This is a genomic window from Nostoc sp. CALU 546 (assembly GCF_048836525.1).
This window is the reverse complement of record NZ_JAWJTF010000002.1, coordinates 141595-162423: the sequence shown is the minus strand read 5'-3', so window position 1 is coordinate 162423 and position 20829 is coordinate 141595. Positions and strand designations below refer to the sequence as shown.

18 protein-coding genes are annotated in these 20829 nt (G+C 41.5%); 5 read left to right on the top strand and 13 right to left on the bottom strand.

Features of this window, described 5'->3' with window-relative positions:
• Positions 1-90: 90 nt before the first annotated feature.
• Both RRG12_RS01830 and rpaB read right to left on the bottom strand, forming a co-directional pair.
• Positions 91-729, bottom strand: a complete 639-nt coding sequence (locus tag RRG12_RS01830; protein WP_069073425.1) for a cofactor assembly of complex C subunit B — start codon at positions 727-729, stop codon at positions 91-93.
• Between the two features lie 174 nt (positions 730-903).
• On the bottom strand, positions 904-1632 hold the full coding sequence (gene rpaB, locus RRG12_RS01825; protein WP_012412029.1) for a response regulator transcription factor RpaB: 729 nt from the start codon (positions 1630-1632) through the stop codon (positions 904-906).
• A gap of 170 nt (positions 1633-1802) precedes the next feature.
• Here rpaB and radA point away from each other — a divergent pair, with 170 nt between their 5' ends.
• Positions 1803-3329 (top strand): DNA repair protein RadA, encoded by a 1527-nt coding sequence (radA, locus tag RRG12_RS01820; protein WP_420758127.1) that lies wholly within the window; start codon positions 1803-1805, stop codon positions 3327-3329.
• A gap of 72 nt (positions 3330-3401) precedes the next feature.
• Positions 3402-4127 (top strand): Uma2 family endonuclease, encoded by a 726-nt coding sequence (locus tag RRG12_RS01815; protein WP_420758126.1) that lies wholly within the window; start codon positions 3402-3404, stop codon positions 4125-4127.
• A 479-nt stretch (positions 4128-4606) separates the two neighbouring features.
• Here the strand turns inward: RRG12_RS01815 and RRG12_RS01810 are convergent, their stop codons facing one another.
• From RRG12_RS01810 to RRG12_RS01780, 7 genes are all read right to left on the bottom strand, one after another.
• The gene (locus RRG12_RS01810) at positions 4607-4759 is read right to left on the bottom strand and encodes a hypothetical protein (protein ID WP_420758125.1); all 153 of its coding nucleotides are present in this window, start codon (positions 4757-4759) and stop codon (positions 4607-4609) included.
• A gap of 510 nt (positions 4760-5269) precedes the next feature.
• The gene (locus RRG12_RS01805) at positions 5270-5482 is read right to left on the bottom strand and encodes a hypothetical protein (RefSeq protein WP_420758124.1); all 213 of its coding nucleotides are present in this window, start codon (positions 5480-5482) and stop codon (positions 5270-5272) included.
• 466 nt (positions 5483-5948) lie between these two features.
• Positions 5949-6266, bottom strand: coding sequence for a hypothetical protein (locus RRG12_RS01800; RefSeq protein ID WP_420758123.1), 318 nt, complete (start codon positions 6264-6266; stop codon positions 5949-5951).
• A gap of 30 nt (positions 6267-6296) precedes the next feature.
• Positions 6297-8465: a peptidase domain-containing ABC transporter gene (locus RRG12_RS01795; RefSeq protein ID WP_420758122.1), complete on the bottom strand. Its 2169-nt coding sequence runs from the start codon at positions 8463-8465 to the stop codon at positions 6297-6299.
• 50 nt (positions 8466-8515) lie between these two features.
• Positions 8516-10024 carry an HlyD family efflux transporter periplasmic adaptor subunit gene (locus tag RRG12_RS01790; RefSeq protein ID WP_420758121.1) on the bottom strand — a complete coding sequence of 503 codons (1509 nt, stop codon included), beginning with the start codon at positions 10022-10024 and terminating at the stop codon, positions 8516-8518.
• Between the two features lie 1056 nt (positions 10025-11080).
• Positions 11081-11359 (bottom strand): CTB family bacteriocin, encoded by a 279-nt coding sequence (locus RRG12_RS01785; RefSeq protein WP_420758120.1) that lies wholly within the window; start codon positions 11357-11359, stop codon positions 11081-11083.
• Positions 11360-11606: 247 nt separating this feature from the next.
• On the bottom strand, positions 11607-12305 hold the full coding sequence (locus RRG12_RS01780) for a diacylglycerol/polyprenol kinase family protein (protein WP_420758119.1): 699 nt from the start codon (positions 12303-12305) through the stop codon (positions 11607-11609).
• 61 nt (positions 12306-12366) lie between these two features.
• On the opposite strand from RRG12_RS01780, the gene yidD reads away from it, so the two are divergent.
• The 3 genes from yidD to ychF all read left to right on the top strand — a co-directional run bounded on the left by yidD (position 12367) and on the right by ychF (position 14103).
• Positions 12367-12645 carry a membrane protein insertion efficiency factor YidD gene (yidD, locus tag RRG12_RS01775; RefSeq protein WP_420758118.1) on the top strand — a complete coding sequence of 93 codons (279 nt, stop codon included), beginning with the start codon at positions 12367-12369 and terminating at the stop codon, positions 12643-12645.
• Between the two features lie 99 nt (positions 12646-12744).
• Positions 12745-12966, top strand: a complete 222-nt coding sequence (locus RRG12_RS01770; RefSeq protein ID WP_069073435.1) for a hypothetical protein — start codon at positions 12745-12747, stop codon at positions 12964-12966.
• Between the two features lie 45 nt (positions 12967-13011).
• Entirely contained in the window at positions 13012-14103 is a 1092-nt protein-coding gene (ychF, locus tag RRG12_RS01765) for a redox-regulated ATPase YchF (protein WP_069073436.1), read from the top strand.
• Positions 14104-14266: 163 nt separating this feature from the next.
• On the opposite strand, the gene RRG12_RS01760 is transcribed toward ychF, so the two are convergent.
• The 4 genes from RRG12_RS01760 to RRG12_RS01745 form a co-directional block, all read right to left on the bottom strand.
• On the bottom strand, positions 14267-15181 hold the full coding sequence (locus RRG12_RS01760) for a hypothetical protein (protein WP_420758117.1): 915 nt from the start codon (positions 15179-15181) through the stop codon (positions 14267-14269).
• A gap of 144 nt (positions 15182-15325) precedes the next feature.
• A complete protein-coding gene (locus RRG12_RS01755) occupies positions 15326-17626 on the bottom strand; it encodes a response regulator (RefSeq protein ID WP_420758161.1) in 2301 nt (766 codons plus the stop codon).
• Positions 17627-17631: 5 nt separating this feature from the next.
• Entirely contained in the window at positions 17632-18081 is a 450-nt protein-coding gene (locus RRG12_RS01750; protein WP_420758116.1) for a response regulator, read from the bottom strand.
• Positions 18075-20636 (bottom strand): GAF domain-containing protein, encoded by a 2562-nt coding sequence (locus RRG12_RS01745; protein WP_420758115.1) that lies wholly within the window; start codon positions 20634-20636, stop codon positions 18075-18077. Before RRG12_RS01745 ends, RRG12_RS01750 begins: the two co-directional genes overlap by 7 nt.
• Positions 20637-20829: the final 193 nt, after the last annotated feature.

Here is a 20829-nt window from a genome sequence, read left to right as displayed (position 1 = left end):
TTATAAATCTGTGGTTTATGTCTCCTCTTCTTAGTAAGGAGAGGGGCTGGAGATGAGGTTTCGATGTGTACTTTATGTTTCTGGGAATGACTATAAAGTTGAGCTAAGAGAAACGGCTAATTTATCAGCAATTCCCGCAATCCAGTTTTCATCTTGTTTGGTGTAACTACGAGGAGCATTCGCTGCCAAAATTAGCGCACCTTGGTTGCCAATAGGTTGACAAATTACACCTTGAGTATTTTCTGGTAAATAATCAAATTCAAACCTACCTGGATATATTTTTAGAGCGACTAGATAAATCGGTTTTTGTTTTTCGAGTACCTGTTTTAAGATTACTCCTGGTACAACTTCAGATTTAGTACCTAGAATACCGCGACGCAACAAAACTTTACCTTGATAAAAAACCACAAGCGATCGCGTGACTGTATTAGTTAACAATAAATGAGATGCCCATGCTAGCTCTGTTTTCACTGTATCTGGTAAATCTGCTGCTAATACAAAACCTTCTTCTCCAATTAGTTCTACAGTATCAGGCGATCGCGGCTGAACTTGCTGCCAAATTAAACCCGTCAAAATTAACACCGCACTCAAAATCACGCCCACCACATCACCACGCGATTGAGACTGGGTTAATTCTGGTGTCAATAAACGGTTAATCAATAAAAGTACAGCGCCTAACCCACCCACGACAATGGGTAGACGCCGCAAAACTCGATTGTCATTTGTCATTTGTCATTTGTCATTGGGCATTGGGCATGGGTAAGAAGGGTAAAGGGGAATGGGTAAGGGGGAAAGGGTTTATTTCTTCATCCTTTACCCTTTACCCTTTAACCTTTTACCCTCTCTTGTTGCTTCCCCTGCTCCCCTGCTCCCCCTGTTTCCCCTCCCCCCTGGCTCATCTCCTCACTCCTCTCCTGGTTCAATAATCCGCTGGAAAAGATAACCAGTTCCCCGCGCTGTAAGAATCAATTCCGGGTTGCTAGGATCATCTTCTAACTTTGCCCGCAAACGGGATATATGCACATCTACTACGCGGGTATCCACATGACGTTCTGGTGTATAACCCCAAACTTCCTGCAAAATTTCCGAACGAGAAAAAGCTTCTCCAGAGCGACTGACTAACAACTCTAACAAGCTGAACTCCATACCCGTCAATCGAATTCGCTCATCGCCTTTGTAGACTTGTCGCTTATTTGTATCGATTTTAATATTAGCGACATGGATTACCCCAGAACTGGGAATGCCAGAAGCACCGTTTTTATCTACTCGCCGCAGCACTGAGCGAATCCGGGCTTCTAGCTCCTTGGGGGAAAATGGTTTAACTACGTAGTCATCAGCACCCAATTCTAGCCCGGTGATCCGATCGGCTACATCACCCAAGGCTGTTAGCATAATAATGGGGACATCTGATTCTTTTCGTAATTCTTGACATACACCATAGCCATCTAGCTTTGGCATCATTACATCTAAAACTACCAAGTCTGGCTCAGTTTTGCGAAAAGTTTCCAAAGCTTCTTCCCCATCGCCAGCCGTCACTACATCGTAGCCAATCATGGAAAGACGCGTTTCCAAAATCCGGCGAATGCTGGCTTCGTCGTCTACCACCAAGATTTTTTCTTTATGGCTTTCCAAGTTTTTCAACGCTCCTTGACTAAAAATTTACATGATTAATTTTTAATACCATATTATTAAGATATCATTCCATCAATTGATTTGGAAAAAGCTCCAAATACTACTATTATTGGTTTTTAGTTTTTTTCAAGAATTAAGTAAATATTAAGATTATTTAATAAGATTTAAGAATGGCAAAGCCAAAAACCTTTTTCACTTGTAATGAATGTGGAGCAGAATCGCCCCAGTGGTTTGGTAAGTGTCCAGCTTGCGGTACTTACAACTCTCTAGAAGAACAAATTTCTATTCAATCCTCAGTAGATGTACCCAGTCGGGGGGGAGTAAGCAGTTGGCAATCCGCTCAAGGCAATGGCAAATCTCATAATAAACCAGCTAAGGCGCGAGCCTCTTTAACATTCGATCAAATTACGGATCGCCAAATTGCCCGCTGGGAGTCTGGTTATGGAGAATTAGATCGGGTGCTTGGGGGTGGGGTTGTCCCCGGCTCTATGGTGCTGATTGGTGGTGATCCGGGTATTGGTAAATCCACATTATTATTGCAAGTCTCTAATCAATTAGCACAGAAATATCGCATCCTTTACGTAACTGGTGAAGAATCTGGACAGCAGGTAAAATTACGAGCTTCCCGTTTAGGAGTATCAAAAACCCTAAGTTTGGTTAATGAGGATAAGGCTGAAGTAGTAGTAGATCCTACACTTCCCATAGACCCTGACAGTATAGGTGCAGATTTATATGTATTACCAGAAACAGATTTAGAAGAAATTTTACGAGAAATAGATTCTCTTAAGCCAAACGTGGCAGTGATTGATAGTATTCAAACGGTATTCTTTCCGGCGCTGACTTCTGCACCAGGTTCGGTGGCTCAGGTACGGGAATGTACAGCAGCATTGATGAAGGTGGCGAAGCATGAAGATGTCACCATGCTCATTGTGGGGCACGTCACTAAAGAAGGAGCGATCGCTGGGCCAAAAGTTTTAGAACATTTAGTAGATACAGTATTGTATTTTGAAGGCGATCGCTTTGCCTCTCATCGGTTATTACGCACAGTTAAAAACCGCTTCGGTGCAACTCACGAAATCGGTATTTTTGAAATGGTTACAGATGGATTGCGGGAAGTCTCCAATCCCTCAGAGCTATTTTTAGGCAACCGTGACGATCCTGCTCCCGGTACTGCCATTGTCGTTGCTTGTGAAGGCACTCGCCCCATCGTTGTGGAATTGCAAGCTTTGGTTAGTCCCACCAGTTACCCTTCCCCTCGTCGTGCTGCCACTGGTATAGATTACAACCGTCTGGTGCAAATTCTCGCCGTCTTAGAAAAACGGGTGGGAATTCCCATGTCCAAGTTAGATTCATACGTTGCATCTGCGGGTGGGTTGAATGTGGAAGAACCGGCAGTAGATTTGGGAATTGCGATCGCAATCGTTGCCAGTTTCCGCGATCGCATCGTCGATCCCGGTACAGTATTAATCGGTGAAGTTGGGTTAGGTGGACAAGTGCGATCGGTTTCCCAAATGGAACTGCGATTGAAAGAAGCTGCTAAGTTGGGATTTAAACGAGCGATCGTGCCCAAAGGGACAAAATTTCCCGACTTGAATATTGAGATATTACCAGTATCTAAAGTGATAGATGCAATTATCGCCGCAATCCCGCATCAAGAACTGACAGCAGAGGATTTAGAACCCGATGAAGATGAGTAAGGATAACGGGGAGATGAGGGAGAATAACTCCTAACTCAACAGCCCCTTTTGCACACCAAAGGAAAACCCACGATGACAACCCTCACCCAAGACTACCAAATAACTTGGGAAAAACTACCCGATGATTACAAACTCCCAGACGATCCAGTGGACAACATCAACCAACCAGCCTTGGCTGCTGCACTTACAGAAAGCCTACAATTAGACGGAAAAATTTCAGCTAACGCCCTAGCAACAACTAATTACGGTATTTGTGCCACTATAAACAACAAAATAGTCATTAAAGCCCCTGATTGGGCTTTCATTGCCAAAATTAATGTTAGTAGAGAAGAAGTAATACGTAGTTACACACCTCAACTACAGGGTGACATTCCCGTAATTGTGATGGAATTTGTTTCCGATACACAGGAGACAGAGTATTCTATCAAATCTACATATCCCCCAGGAAAATGGTTTTTCTACGAGCGCATTTTAAAAGTACCAAACTACATCATCTTTGAGCCAGATAGCGGCATTTTAGAGATGTATCGCTTACAAAACGAACAGTACATTTTGCAAGAGTCTGATCAAAACCAACGCTACTGGATAGCAGAAATGAATCTTTACCTTGGAGTGTCGCAAGGGACTCGTGAAAATCGTACAGGAAAGTGGTTAAGGTGGTGGGATGAACAAGGAAACCTTTTACTTTGGGGAACAGAATTAGCCGAACAAGAACGCCAACGCACTGAACAAGAACGCCAACGTGCTGAACGACTAGCAGCACAATTGCGGGCGGCGGGAATTGAACCAGAAGATTAGACTTCCTGTAAATAATTTAGGTTTGCTAGATTAGCGAAAAATTTGCTAAATCTAGCATTTTTTTTAGAAAAATGAAATTTTAAATAATACCAATTAAAGCTAAAAGTTGAGAGTGTTTTTGTTAATTTGGGGTTGCTAATACTACCAAAGCTAAGGCTAATTTATTCCTGTTAAAACTTGAAAATTATTATTAATAATTTTCAAGTTTGTAAGCTAACTCAAAATTTTTCATAACAGATCATATTGACAATTGATTCTTCTGCTGAAATAATTTAAAGAGAAAATAGATGCTATTTTTAGCATCTATCTTTCTTAAGATTAGTCCTTGATTTCAATGCATTAATAGAATATGGGAGACGGCTTAAACTCTCTCATAACTTGATTTATCCTGAGCGAGTTATGTTATTTTTGCACTCTCCCAATTAATTGGAAAGTTGAAATCAAGACATTATACAGTCTTTAGGCTTTGCTAATTTAGATCAGAAGAAGAGGCGTCTATAGAAGCGAGGTCTATAGAAGCGATGCCTACGCAATGGCACTATGTAAAAAGCATATCTTCCCCCAGATAAAAGTTCCTGTTCTTCTATGGATAACTCTACAAGTAAATCGGGTGTGATGATTTGATTTGACATGATTGTTTGCCTCACTTTTGGATATAGGTTTTACACACCTGTCTATAAACAATTTAGGTGAGTAACACTTATGCTTTTACTTCTACATATTTTTTTTAAAAGATTCAACTATCCAAAAGTTATAAATTAATAAACTATATTTCTCTAGCAATTCTATTTGATTTATGAGAATTACAAATCAGATATCCCTAATTTATTAAACAAGCGGGATATATTATTGAGTGCGTAATGATTAATTATGGCTATTGTTAAAAATAGGTAGGCATCCATGATGACACAATATCTTCATGGATGCAAAATCACGGCTAAAGCCTTGTCTTGAGTTTTCCCGGAAAAATTACTCGTCAAGTAGTCAAAACTACTTGCAGAAAGGTAAACACTAATCCTAGCAGTTTCCTTGCTTGTCTTCGGTCTGCTAATTTAGCGCCTTAACAAAACATAAGAGACTGCCAAACTATCTCAAAATCTGATTGATATTGAGCAAGTTATATGAGTCTTATTCTGGACTCATTACTCAACACCTTTTCCGTTTTCTCCGTTGTTTTCATCCTTGGACTCAGGAAGTCCTCTAACAATGCCGAAAAGTTGAACAGGATACCTCTTTTCACCGTATCTTAAAACGCCTCTAGTTCTAATAAAGCCATTTTCCCCTCCAGATAGAAGCTGTTGTTCTTCTGTGGATAAGTCCACAAGCAAATCAGATTTCATGGTTCGAATCGACATAATTGATTACCTCACTTACTAATGTATAGATATTACAAACTATGTGTACAACATATATTTTGTAATATCTATACTTTTATTTATAGCGAGAGCAAATAAAGATTAAACTATCCTAAAGTTAGAAATACAAAATACAAATCTATAGCTTTTGATTTATATTTTACCCTATCCTAGGTTGAATGATTTTTAATAAATAAACTACAATTTTTATGGCTTTTGTTATGTAAAAAATATTACTGATTTATAATCTTTTCAAAGGATTATTATTTTTAGAGTATTCTTTGCTTAATACTTTTGTTTTAGACTACAAAGCTTTATTTTAAGCTATTTATTTATCTGAAGAAATATGTATATATGGCAATAATGAATAATTTATAATCAACAAAATTCCCGACTTGTTGAGAAGCCGGGGATCTGAGGTTTACAATTAGTCCAAACTCAAGATTTTAAATTCAAAAAGCTAAAATTATGAGAATAGGCCATTTAAAATTTTACTTATAAAATTCTGCCATCTATTTCCCTCTGGGCTAAAAATTGGCAACCCAAGTTTTATAGAAGCACCTATGGTAATCTGTGAAAAATTATATCTGCTATTTTGTGAAGAGACATCAGCACCTCCCAGATTTAATGTGCTGTCTGCCGTGCTTTGGATATTAGTTTTCTGGAAGAAAAAATTCCCTTCACTTGGGTAATTTATACTTTGTCCAGCAGTTAGGCTTTCTTGTTCTTCTTCAGACAGATATCTAAATAACTCAGGATTGTTAAAATTAGAATTTTCAGACATGGTGTTATCTCCTCGCACTGAGCAAAATTTTCATAGTGATAGAAACTTTAAATGCTCTCCTTGTTGAGATAGAAAAGTTTCTAAAGTTCCTTGTAGTTGCACTTGACCTTTATTTAGTAACACGATCCAATCAGCGCGATTGATGACGCTGGGACGATGGGTAATCAAAATTGTGGTTTTGTCTTTTCGGTATTCCAAGAGCCGATCTAGCACGTGGGATTCGCTTACCGGATCAAGTCCGGCAGTTGCTTCGTCTAAAATCAGTACAGGTGGATTAGTAAGGATGCCTCTGGCGATCGCTAATCGTTGTCTTTGTCCACCAGAGAGATTTGCCCCAAATTCCCCTAAAACAGTTTGATATTGATTGGGTAGTTGACTGATAAAGCCGTCTGCATCAGCAATTTGGCAGGCTTTGACAATTTCCTCAAAGGAAATATAAGGCGTTCCTAAGCGGAAATTATCTAAAATCGAACGACTCCAAAAGTGAGGTTCCTGGGGGACATAAATTACTTGTTGTCGCAAGCAATCAAGGGAAAGGTCTTGGATGTTAAAAAAACCAATGCGGATATTACCAGAATTCGGTTGATATAAGCCGGCGATCAATTTTGCCAAAGTACTTTTACCACAACCTGACTCACCAATCAAAGCAATCACTTTCCCTCCAGGTAACTTGAGAGAAAAATTTTCGATTAAATCAACTCTGCCAGCGTGGTGAAATTGGAGGTGGGAACAACGAATATCTGCATTTTCAGAGATTTGTGCAGTCGGCTTTTGACCAGTCCCAACTACTTCTGGTGTAGCATCAATAACTTCCAAAAGGCGAGAGATTGCAGTTTGGGAGTGAATATATTCATCCATTAAACCAACTAACGAGTTAATTAAAGCCAGGACGTTAACCTGTAAAATATTAAAAGCTAGCATTTGACCTATGCTTAATTCACCTTGAATTACCAGAATGCTCCCTAGCCCAAGGATGATGATGCCGCCAATGCTGGAAATGAGTCTCGCAACAGTACCGTTAATAATTCCAATTTGGATAGTACTGTAAGTGAGATTGGCTAGGCGACCAAAACGACTTTGAAGTTCATCCCAGAATTGGGGAGCGGCGTTTGTGGTTTTGACTACCTGTGCGCCCTTAAAGGTTTCTACTAAAACACCTTGATTTTCTGACCCCAAGACCAAGAGACTGCGGGTCTTTTGCTGGAGGATGGGCAAGAAAGGCAGAGTAGATAGAGTCATTAAGAAGATAATGAAAATGACTACTAGCGTCAACCGCCAGCTATAAAACAGCATGAAGCTGAAAGAAACTACTGCAATGAAAAATTGACTTGGTAAAAGAACTACAATCTGTGATAGCAACTGGTTGATTTCGTTGATATCTCGCAGTCGGCTGATGATTTCGCCACTGCGACGAGCTTCGTAGTAATTCAAAGGCAATTGGAGAATTTTTCGTCCAAACTCCAAGACTAGCCCTAATTGTAGCCGTTGACCAAAATGAGCAATCATGATGGATTGCAATGCTTGCAGACCACTGCTGAATAAGCTCATGACGATAACAGCCAGAACCACAACAGTGAGTAACTGGGTATCGCCGCGCACAAGAACATCATCTGTCAGCAGTTGGATGAGGATTGGGCTACTGAGAGCTAGCACACCCAGGACAATATTGATCAGCAAAACTTGACTCAGCAATCCCCGATAAGGCAATATCCGTATTAAAAAGCGCCCTAAGCCACCTTGTGCTTTCTCTTTGGGCTGCTTAAAAAAGCGATCCGGATCTGGCTCTAGTAAGAGCATCACACCATTCCAGGCTGCTGTTAACTCTTCTCTGGTGATATAACGGATACCCACGCCTGGATCGGCAATAACGTATTTTCTACCCCGTTTGTCGTATAAAACAACCCAGTGGTGGCCTTGCCAATGAATAATTGCTGGTAAGTTTAGTTCTGTGATTCTGTCTGCGATCGCAGGTGAAGCTTTAACTGCTCTAGCATTGAAACCCAGATTCTCACATCCACGTTTTAGACCCAGCAAAGTTGTTCCTAGCTGTCCAGTTCCTACTGCTTCTCGGCTGCGATTGATGCTTAAAAAATGCCCGTAATGTTTGGAAATCGAAGCTAGACAAGCTGCTCCACAGTCTTCTTCACTCAACTGAGAAACACACTGATAATTTTTACGGAATTTAAATAGATCAAACATATTTACCGACCTTTAAAATTGGTACACAAAGTTAGCAGAGCAATTTTGAATTAAAAATCTGTAATTAATCGAGCTTTTCTGAGAATGAAATGAAGTACCGTTTCTTGGCGAGAAATAATATCTGCTCTACCTTCCATCCCCGACTTTAGATGACACTGGCGATCGCCTCGACCCAAATATGGTTTTTGTGGTTGAATAGTTACCTGATAAGCGAGTACCTGCGCCACATTCTGATCTACGTTGTTTTTTAAAGTTGGTAGAGCATCAGGTGCAACTGTTTCGACGGTTCCTTGGAGAGTTCCATAGTCTGGATAGGGACAAGCAGAAACCTGCATTTGGACTTTTTGACCCGCTTTCACCTTGTCAATATCTTGAGCCGCGACGCGAGTTTTAATTAACAAAGGAGCTTTGAGGGGAGCAATCTGAGCGATCGCTTCACTGGGTTGTACTACCTGTCCTGGGTTGCGAAGATTCAATTGCAGCAGGGTTCCGGCGATTGGCGATCGAATTACACTCTTATTTAGATCGGTTTTTACTTGTTGTAGTTCTTGACCACTGCGATCGCGTTGCTTTTGCAATTCAAGGCGCTGCTGTAAAAGAGTCTCTCTTTCTTTGTTCAAAGCGGCTAAGGTCGCTTCACCTTTTGCTTGTTCCTGCTTAATCCGTTCAGATGCCACTGTTACAACAGCATTACTAGGATTGATCGCGGTTCTAGCCTTTTCTAAGTCCGTTTGTGCAACCTTAAAAGCATATTCTTTTTCCTCCATGAGATTTTTAGCGCTAGCTTTAGCTTCTTCTAGCTTTGCTTCAGCAGACTTAACCGCTTGTTCTTTTTCCTCAAACAGATTACGAGGAACTGCTCCTGATGCTACTATCGGCTGCAATCGCTCTCTTTGTAGCCGAGTTAATTTCAAAGCTGCTTCCGCCTCTTGAACCGTTGCTATTAAGACTTTTTCTCGCAGCAATCGCTCTTTTTGCACCTTCGCTAAGGTCAAAGCTGATTCTGCTTTTGTCATATCAGCTGTAGCTTTAATTTGCTGATCTTGATAGTTGCGTTGAATACCACCAAACTCAGCTTGTGCAGCCATAATTGTGCGGTTAATTAAGTTTGTCTGAGCCGCAATCTGGACATTCATTTCACCGAGTTGAGCATCAATTTGATTTAGTTGTAATTGACTCTGCTGAATACTGCTTTCTAATTGACTTTTTTGGGTCTGGAGTTGAGAATCATCAACGTAAGCAATAGCTTGTCCTTTAGTTACCACCTGATTTTCTTGAACATCTATCTTTTGAATGATTCCATTCATCGCAGACTGAACAATTCGCTGTTCTCCAACAGGTCGAATACTTGCAGGGACTTTAACCGTGACGTTGTAATTCAGAACTGATGTAAGACTCACTCCTGCCACAAAAATAGTTAGCAGAATTCCTCCTCCAAAGTTTGTCCATTTACCGAGATGAGGGAGAAACTCGTTAACTTCAACTAAATGAAGTTGGTCTGGATTAGGTTCATTAAACCTATTCCAAGAAGAGTCCTCCACTGTGCGTAAGGATTTCACGGCATTGCACCTTTTGTTGTGAATGGATACATGAAAAAATCAGGTGATCTAAAAGTCAAGCCTGTTGCGTTGACACAAAGGCATTGATAAATCCCTTTAAATAAGGTGTTTACGGCTTCCCCGCTAAAAATACTTTGCTAAAAAGTGAAACGGTAACAGATGTTGCTAACAGTGACAAACATCATGCTTTACAATGTTCTATAATCGAAAAAGGGGGAAGAGAAAGGTATGCGCGACGCGCCAGAATTACCTTCCTCAAATTTCTAACGTGTGTAACGCGTTAAAAAAAATGTAGGAGAACGCTCAAACTCCCTCAAAGTCCTCACTTACGTTGAGCGAGTCATAATAGTCTCCTTCATCCCCCTTTTATTCCCAAAAATGCGACAATTTGGTGTGGCATTATTTTTAGCCTCACTAGCACAATCCTAATTAAAAATCACCATTACAGAAATTGATTGGTGGATGTAGTTTTGCAGAAAGTCTTGATTTTAGATATTTGGGTAATGTAGACAGCACATCTGTAGACAGGAGATTTCTGAAATCTGCGATCGCTTCTACAAATCAATGAGAAGAAACCTTGAGTGGCGAAATTGTTCAACACCACCCAAATAGCACAGTCAAGTTTGCTATTTGACTAAACAAATCATCATTCTTAACTATTTCAAAACCCATACTCGCCATTCCCCGCCGAAATTTATTGGTGAAGCGCTCTTAAGTGACAACTTTTACAGGTTATTTGTAGGAATGGTTAAAGAGTAGAAACGACGGGTAAACCTGTAATTTCCCTAGTGGAAACACATCCACCCAAATTAACGTGATTCTTTGATGTGACATGATTTTAGCCTCACTGACGCACCTCTTTGATAAAAAGATTCCAGAGGCTAACTCGCTGATATAGTGTTCCCTAAGGCATTTAACCAGATAATTAGGCTGTACAAAAGGGAAAATCATAGAAAAGCTCTGGAATCTAGGGCTGTTTCCAGCACCCAAAAAGGGGAAACCTTAAGCACCCATATTACTCAGCACTATCACGATAGCGGAGTTTGCGGTACCGTTCTAACCACGAACTGGTGATGCACCCAAGGCTCCAACTCCTCTAGGAAGATTTCCACCTAAGCCCAAGAAGTCTCGTGCAGCTGTATTGACAGCACTATTAATGCCTATGGAGGTGGCGCTGCTACCGCGGGGGCCGGAAGTGGTTCTTCCAATTAAAGCACTCCGTCTGTTACCAAAATTGCTGCCGCTTAACTCAAAATCGGCACCACCGACTAGCATCTGTTGTTGCTCATCAGATAAGTCATTGAGCAACTCAGATGTAATTATTTGATGTGACATGATTGTTAGCCTCACTTACGAAATTAGGTGTGTGACCACCTAAGACCCAACTATAGGCATTGTTTGTCAGGATTTCATAAACCTGGAGACATAAAACAAAATTGCATTTTTGTTTCTCAAGATAGATATAAAATCCTGTATTTGTTTTAGATATATCAATGCGCTAGAGCAGGGATTGTCAATATTTGGTGTTTTTGCAGGTATTTACAGTAAATGAACATATTTTGAATAGCTACAACCACAAGCTTCACATTATGGTTATGGTTAAAAAGTAGGCAAGGGCTGCACTGCCTAAAGGAACTGTCAAATTGTCAATACCCAAAAATGAAACAGCTTCTAAAGCTGTAGCCATAACTGCTACTAAAAGTGATATAACCCAAGTTTGCCAACTGTTTCCTTGAGTTCCAACTAAAATCAAACTACTGACGAGATAGCTAACGAGCATCATAGTTAGGGAACCTTCCCAACTTTTTTCTGTCCCAAAAACTTTATACTTATGTGTACCAAAACGCTGCCCAATTAAGGCTGCTAGTCCATCTCCCCAAGTCATAATCAAAATTCCTAGTGCTGCATACTGGGGTTGTTGCAAGTACCAGAACCAAGCGACTAAAATACCGAAACTGACAGCGTAAAAAAATGTCCCTAAACTTTGGCGTCCAACGCTATTAATACCAGGAAGAATGGGCAATCGGTAGGATAATAAGGTGATTGCACTCGCTAAGATTGAAGCTGTAATCCCGACGCTAGCGGGAATATTGAGCCACCAAGCGATTAAAATCACATTACCAGTGCCAATATGAACTATCTTCCGCACGATTTCTGGCTTGTCGGCAAAGCGGTTTACCACCCCTGCAATCATGAGGATGAGTAACACCCAAATTGCAGCGATCGCAATTTGCAGCCATAAAACCGGAATTGAGGTGAAATCAGAAAATGTAATTAACAAAGATGCGACAAGATGGAAATTTTTACCTCTATAACTAATTTATAAGATTTAGGTAACTGTAATGAAACTATTATTAATTTGGCCGATTCGGGGCTACCGAATGTTTATCTCGCCATTGTTTCCTCCGAGTTGTCGCTTTCAACCAACTTGTTCGATGTATGCTATTGAAGCTATTGAACGATTTGGAGTATTGCGTGGTAGCTGGATGGCAACCCTGCGGATTTTGCGCTGTCATCCGTTTCATCCAGGTGGTTACGATCCAGTACCAGAGGTGGTGGAGGGGCTGAGAGAGGAGCAGAGGGGCAGAGGGGCAGAGGAGCAGAGGGGCGGGGGAGAATAATTAAAGGAAGTGTCGCTGGGTATAGCCATTTAGGGAGATGTCAACAACTGAGGTTGTCATCTACCTTGGGAAGGTTGAATAATTTAATTTAGACTTACCATGCTTAATCTTACTGCGATTTCTATACCTGAACCACGTATTCCCAATCCCGAACCGAACCCGCTACCTAGTCCCGAACCAGTACCAAGTCCAGGGATTCCCCAACCCTTGCCGGGGCCTGTACCAGAACCAGTACCTACTCCTATACCTGTGCCAGTTCCAGGGCCAATTCCTCAAACAGTTCCAGAAACAATTCCCCAAACCATACCGGAACCTGTTTGAATTACCTTGGTAATGTAATCCAAAATCTCAAATCTAAAATCCAAAATGCTAAGAGCCGGAATTGTCGGACTTCCCAACGTCGGAAAATCTACTTTATTTAATGCTGTAGTTGCTAATGCCAAGGCAGAAGCAGCTAACTTCCCTTTTTGCACGATTGAACCGAATGTCGGCGTTGTCGCAGTACCGGATGAGCGGTTAAATGTTCTTGCTAAGATTGCCAGTTCGGTACAAACTATCCCGGCGCGGGTTGAATTTGTAGATATTGCCGGTTTAGTTAAAGGTGCAAGTCAGGGTGAGGGACTAGGGAATCAATTCCTGTCTCACATCCGGGAAGTTGATGCGATCGTCCATGTGGTACGTTGTTTTGAGAATGACGATATTATCCACGTTGCTGGTTCTGTTGACCCAGCACGAGATATTGAAATCATTAACATAGAACTGGGTTTATCAGATTTAGCCCAAATTGAGCGGCGAATTGACCGCACTCGCAAACAAGCTCGTACCAGCAAAGATGCACAGTTTGAAATCACAGTTTTAGAAAAATTAGCTGCGGCTTTAAATGAAGGTAAATCGGTGCGTCAGGTAAGCTTGAATGAAGAAGAAGCAGTAATTATTAAAGGATTGGAACTGCTCACTTATAAACCGATTATCTATGCGGCCAATGTATCTGAGGATGAGTTGGCAACTGGTAATGATTTTGTGGAAACAGTGCGACAAATTGCAGCTACAGAAAATGCCCAAGTTGTGATAGTTTCGGCTCAAGTTGAAGCTGAATTAGTGGAATTAGCAGAGGAAGATAAAGCTGATTTCCTCGCGTCTTTAGGTGTGGAAGAAGGCGGTTTGAAATCATTGATTCGGGCAACTTACACACTTTTAGGCTTGCGGACATATTTCACTAGTGGCCCCAAAGAAACCCGCGCTTGGACAATTAATGCGGGAATGTCTGCACCTCAAGCTGCTGGTGTAATCCACAGTGATTTTGAGCGGGGATTTATTCGCGCTGAAACAGTTGCTTATAAAGATTTGGTAACAACTGGTTCGATGAATGCTGCGAAGGAAAAAGGGTTGGTTCGCAGTGAAGGGAAAGAGTATGTTGTGCAGGAAGGGGATGTAATGTTGTTCCGATTTAATGTGTAGGGGTAATTAATCAGTGACCGTTATCAATCAGATAATGGTCAACCCACACCAAGTTGCGTAGGCTTTGCCCGCCCTAGGCATCGCACTGTAAATATTGACAAGATATTTGATATATGTATAGTAACTTGCTAGCGATCGCAAATAAACCAGCAATTCTCAAAATCTAGTAGCTACTTCCACCTAAAATGTATACATAGGAACCCAAATTCTCATCATCTGTACCAACAATCACACCGCCTTTTGCACCAGGAACAAGTTCCATACCTTCAATTTTGTGGTAATCAGAGCGGTAGAGGGGAACAAGTTGAGGATTTTGTCGCCATGCAATTTTGTTACCATCCAATCCTAAATAACCAGCGACATACACAGCTGACTGAAATGGGCCATCATCTCCGGCATCACTGGCTGAGGTGATGTACACAATTCCTACGGGATCTATCTTAATATCTGAAATATGACGAACATTGCCAGACGGAAGCGGTACTTTCAGATTGGCGGAACCTGCAAGAGTAATTTGATATTTAACTAAGTCAAAAACTCCCCAAAAAATAGTCGCTGGTTGTTCTCCTTCACCTCGATGTCCCCAAATAGCAACTAATTGACCGTCTATATTTTGCAATCCAAATGCTTCAAAATTATTTCCTTGAATAATTCCTGGTAGATTGAATTCCCTAATAACTGAGATGGTCTTATTGGTAGGCTCTAACCTGATGTAATAAGCTTTTCCAGAACTGCTTAAAGCGATAAAAGAGGATTTTGTTTTTTCTGGAACAGATGTTAAAGCTTCTAAGTCGATGGGCAACTCTGTATTATTTGGCCAGTTCAAGGGGAAATATTCAGGTTGGTTTTTACCCTTAATGCTGATGATTGCTATGCGGCCTTGATTTTTTTGTTTGTTGTCATGGACAATCAGAAAATCGAGCGTATTGCTTTGCTGCTCTATCAAAGCCATACCACTGATGCCGAAAGGGATACCACCGCGAACCGGACGCCAATCTTGTGCCCCAACTTGCTGGGATATGAGTAACAATGCACTCAAGATTACTATATTGACAATTAATCTGAGAAATCGAGGCATATTGATTTAGTCAGCTTTGTGAGTATCGGTAAAAGATGTGTGTTAGCCGACACTCAATCATATCAAATCTAAGCGATCGCACCCACATAAATGAAGCAGCCTTTTGTACTCACAGCTATCAGGTTATTTACGTAATTACTTGACTTACAATAGGACTTTCTGTAAAGAAAGCAATAATTCGTTGACAGTATAAGGCTTCGACAAAAATGTATTGACACCAATGGCTGCTATTACACTGAGCTTATTGTCAGACATAAGTCCACTACTGGCAATAATTTTGACTTGGGGATTAATTTTTCGCAGGGTACGGATGGCTGTTAAACCATCTAGTGAAGGCAGCATAATATCCATGAGGACGGCACTAATTTTGTCCCTATTTTGAGCATATATTGCGATCGCCTCAATGCCGTCACTGGCAATTAAAGTTTTGTAGTTGTGAGTTTCTAATGATGTTTTCGTAATCTCTTGAATGGCAACTTCATCATCCACAACCAAAATTAATTCTCCATGTCCTGTCTGTGGTGGCAAATTTTCGGGGCTGAGTGTTTCCATTCCCCCCACTGCTGGCAAGTAAACCTTAAAGCTAGTGCCACTTCCAGGTTCGCTATACACGTTTACAAAACCTCCGTGGCTTTTAATAATACCCAGAACTGTGGAAAGTCCTAAACCAGTGCCTTGTCCCACATCTTTTGTGGTAAAGAATGGCTCAAAAATTCTATCTAATATTTCTCTAGGAATCCCAACTCCAGTATCGGAGACAGTAATCACTATGTAAGGCCCCTCTTTGGCTTCCAGGTTCATCCGGGCATAATTTTCGTCAATCAACAGATTTTCGGCAGAGATACTCAAAGTACCACCATTGGCCATCGCATCGCGGGCGTTGACGCAGAGGTTCATCAGTACTTGATGCAGTTGGGTGCTATCTCCAGAAACCATCCACAAATCCTGCGGTATATCGGTGCTGATTTCTATAGATTTAGGAAATGTCTCTTTCAGAATCTTGCCAACTTCCACAATTATATGTTTGAGTTGCAAAGTGATGCGCTTCCCTTCTACACCCCGCGCAAAGGATAGCACCTGTTTGACTAAATCAGCGCCGCGTCTAGCATTGATTTCTAAAATCTCTAGTAGATGGCGAGTTCGCTCATCTGCATCGGGAAATTTCAGTGGTAGCAGTTGCGCTCCTGCTAAAATCGGTGTCAGGATATTGTTGAGATCGTGAGCAATACCACTAGCTAAAGTGCCAATACTTTCCAGGCGTTGAGCGCGAAACAATTGGGCTTCTAGGTGTTTTTTCTCGGTAATATCTGTGTCAACGGTGAGAATTGATTTAGGTTTTCCCTGTTCATCACACACTAAACTCCAGCGACTAGCAACGAGGATTTCTTTGCCCATTTTAGTAAGTTTAGTTAACTCACCCTGCCATTTACCTTTAGTAATAGCTTGTAAAAGAGCCGCTTCAATTTCCGGTGAAGGTTCGTCATACAAAAGCTCACTAGCATTTTTGCCCCAAGCCTCTGTGGCTTTCCAACCGTAAAGTGTTTCTGCGCCTTGGTTCCAGAAAATAATTTGATTGTTTAAATCTCGGACGCAAATGGCATCTGTGGTGACATCTAGTAATGCTGCTTGTTCGCGGATTTTTTCTTCTGCTAATTTGCGTTCGCATAGCGCGGCTTGCCGTTCGCGCATTGCAGCTTGGCGTTCGCTAATATCGATACTGGCACAAGTCACGCCAACAACTTCTTGCGCTTCATTTCGCAATGGCTCGACAGTTAAATCATAATATCGAGTTGTATCTTTGATGGTAATTGATACTTCCTCTCGCGTTCCTATGCCCGTGGTTAGCACCCCACGTTTAATTTCGATGAGACGTTGAGCATCTTCTACTGGGATGATATCCAAATCTTGTTTGCCCAATATTTCTTCAACAGTCACCCCAGATGGAGGATTATAAACCCAGGTGTAGCGTAACTCCCGATCTTGGTTGTAGACAAAGATTGGAGAGTTTTTTAGGGCAACCCGAAATCGCTCCTCACTATGGCGCAGTGCGTCGTCTGCCCGTTGACGCTCAATGGCATAACGCATAGATCGCACCAGCAAGTCGCCAGTTACTTGCCCTTTCACCAAATAATCCTGCGCTCCTTGCTGCATTGCCCTAGTTGCCAGGGTTTCATCATCTATACCTGTCAGCACAATTATTGGAGTTGCTTTTGCCTGAAGGTGAGCTATGACAAAGGTTTCCAATCCCTGGCTATCTGGCAGCGAGAGGTCTAACAAAATTACATCAAAAACTTCCTTTGCTAAATAATTGAGGGCTTCGGAAAGCCGCTCAACAGGCATTAACTCAACTACAACTGTGCTAACTTCCTTTAACAACTCCTGTAATAAAAAGACATCACCAGGGTTATCTTCTACTAACAAGACTTTAATATTTTTACCTGCCATTTCCACTACTCCGGTGGCAGTTTTACGATCGCAAACCAAAAATTTTCTATGGATTGTACAATTTTAACGAATTGATCGAAATCTACTGGCTTAGTTATATAACAGTTTGCACACAAATTATAGGCTTTGAGGATGTCTTCTTCTGCTTGGGAAGTCGTCAGGACAACCACAGGTATTCGTTTGAGGTTTTCATCTCCTTTAATTTCTGCCAGCACTTCCCGCCCATCTTTTCTAGGGAGGTTTAAATCGAGCAGTATAATATCTGGATGGGGGACTCTAGCATATTTATCCTGTTTTCGCAAGAATGCCATTGCCTCTACACCATCTTCGACCACATTTAAGTGAATCGAGATTTTGCTATCTTCCAGGGCGATGCGTGTAAGTTGAGCATCGCCAGGATTATCCTCTACTAACAAAACCTCAATAGGCATAATCGCTGTTATGGTTCTCACCATTGCTTACCTACTATATCTGGAATTGTGAAGTAGAAAGTCGAGCCTTCACCCGGTTTCGACTCAACCCAGATCCGGCCGCCGTGGCGTTCTATAATTTTCTTACAAATTGCCAGACCAATTCCAGTACCGGGATACTTGTCTCTACCGTGCAAGCGCTGAAAAATTATAAAAATACGTTCAGCATACTGGGATTCCAAACCAATTCCATTATCGCGCACCGAGAACAGCCATTCATCCCCCGACGGAATAGAATTTAAACTTTTTCCATCTATATCTGCATCTCCCTTACTTACCCCAATGTGAATTAGTGGCTGCTGATTCTGGCAAAATTTGATCCCATTGGCGATCAGGTTTTGAAATACTTGTGTTAGTTGGGTAGTATCAGCCATCACTTCAGGTAGAGGATCATAAGTGACAACTGCCTGACTATCTGCGATCGCAATTTGAAGATTAGCGATCGCTTGCTGTAATACAATATTACAATCAACTAACTTAAAGGGCTGTCCACGGGTGCTGACGCGAGAATAGTTCAACAAATCGTTGATTAAGGTCTGCATCCGGCGGGCCCCATCTACTGCATAGTTGATAAACTGATCGGCATTGGCATCTAGCTGATTTTTGTATCTTCGCTCTAGTAGTTGTAAATAACTTGTCACCATCCGCAACGGTTCTTGCAAGTCATGGGAAGCGATATATGCAAACTGTTCCAATTCTGCATTGGAACGCGCAAGTTCTTGACTTTGCTGGGTTTCTTTTTCTAAAAGTTGCGCTTGAGATAAAGCAATTCCTATTTGGTTAGCTAATTGCTGTAATAACTCCGTCTCAAAGTTATTCCACTGTCGAGGTGCAGCACACTGATGAGCCAGCAATAAGCCCCAAATAGCATCCCTGACAAGAATTGGCACTACCAGGTTAGCCCTGACAGCAAACTGTTGCAGAAATTTTCGATGGCATGGTTGAATATGAGCAGCTTGAATGTCTTCAATAGCACTTACTCTTCCCTGGCGATATCTTTCTATATATTCTTCTTTAAAGCAGGGGTCAAAAATATTTTCTCCTAAAATTACCGGCCAACCAGGTAGCACTGCCTCTTGTACTACTGTTCCCGAACCGTCAGTTTCCAGCCGAAAAATCAAAACTCGGTCAGCTTGGAGTAACTTTTGTACCTCTGTCACCGTGGTTTTAAGAATCTCATCTATTTGTAAAGATTCTCGAATTTTTAGGGTGATTTCTGCGAATAATTGCGATCGCAGATTTTGTCGTTTTAATTCTTCATCTGCCTGCTTGCGATCTGTGATATCTGTATAAGAACCCACCATCCGCACAATATCACCCAATGCGTCCCAAAGTGCCTGTCCTCGATCTAGAATCCATTTATAGCTGCCGTCTTGGCACTGGACTCGATATTCACAGACGTAAAACGGTGTTTTCTGGGCAAAGTGGTCTTGGAAAGCTTGAAGTACCCAATCTCGCTCATCGGGATGGATTCGTTTTGTCCATTCATCCCAACGGTGGGAAACTTCGTGGTCTTTATAGCCGAGCATTTCCTTCCATCGAGTTGAGAAGAACACTTCATTAGTCTTGAGGTTCCAATCCCAAATACCATCATTATTACCATGTAATGCTAATTGCCAGCGTTCTTCACTTTCCCGTAGTGCTTCTGCTGTTCGCCGTCGTTCAGTAATATCTTGGAAATAAACAGACAAGCCGTCTTTTGCCGGATAGGCGTGGACTTGAAGCCAGCAGTTTAGTAGCGGATCAAACTCCTCAAATTCTACGCTAACCTGTTCTAAGACTGCTCTGTGATACTCACGATAGAATGTTGTGCCGATAATTTCTGGAAACACTTCCCAGATATTTTTACCCAAAAGCTCATTTTGGTTTGTTTGCAACAGTCGTTCTGCTTGACCATTAATATAGGTAAATCGCCACTTTTTATCTAAGGCAAAAAAACCATCGGTGATGCTTTCAAGAAGATTAGTGATCCGAGTTCTAGCGGCTTCAGATTGGGCGCGGGCTGCTTGCTCATGTGCCATCAGTTTCTCAGTAATTTGAGATACCTCAGTTACATGACGTCTAAGTTCTAATTGGTCGATTACCAAGTGACTTAAACCTACAAACGCTTCCACTTGTTTTTGGCTTAGTTGCCGTGGAACTTGGTCAATTACACACACAGTTCCCAGCATATCTCCCTTCGGAGTAATTAATGGTACACCTGCATAAAACCGGATGTATGGGTAGCCAGTCACGACTGGATTATTTGCCAACTTCTCATCAGCTAGCGTATCAGGAACCACAACAAGATTACGCTGCTCTTGGCAAAGATAAGACAACCCAACACTCCGGGGCATTTCTGATACATTTAAACCTACTTTTGCCTTAAACCATTGACGATTTTCATCAATGAAATTTACCAAAGAGATGGGAGTGCCACAAATAAATGCCGCTAACTGAGCAAGATTGTCGTAAGCTGCTTCGGGTTCGGTGTCAAGAATTTGATACTGGCGGAGGGCTTCTAACCTCGCTGCTTCTGTATCAATGTGTCCAGCTTTCATTAACTTTTCTTAATAAATTTTAATTTTATATGCATTCAGCAGCTTGGCTACTGTCTGAATAGCTTAACGTCGTGTACAACCTTTACTCTAACTTAGCCCTCCGCCTTCCTTGCTTATCAGGCTGCGGGCGTATACACAAGTCTTTGAGAGTTGCCTCACAGTGTTTAGATCCCCCCTAGCCCCCTTAAAAAAG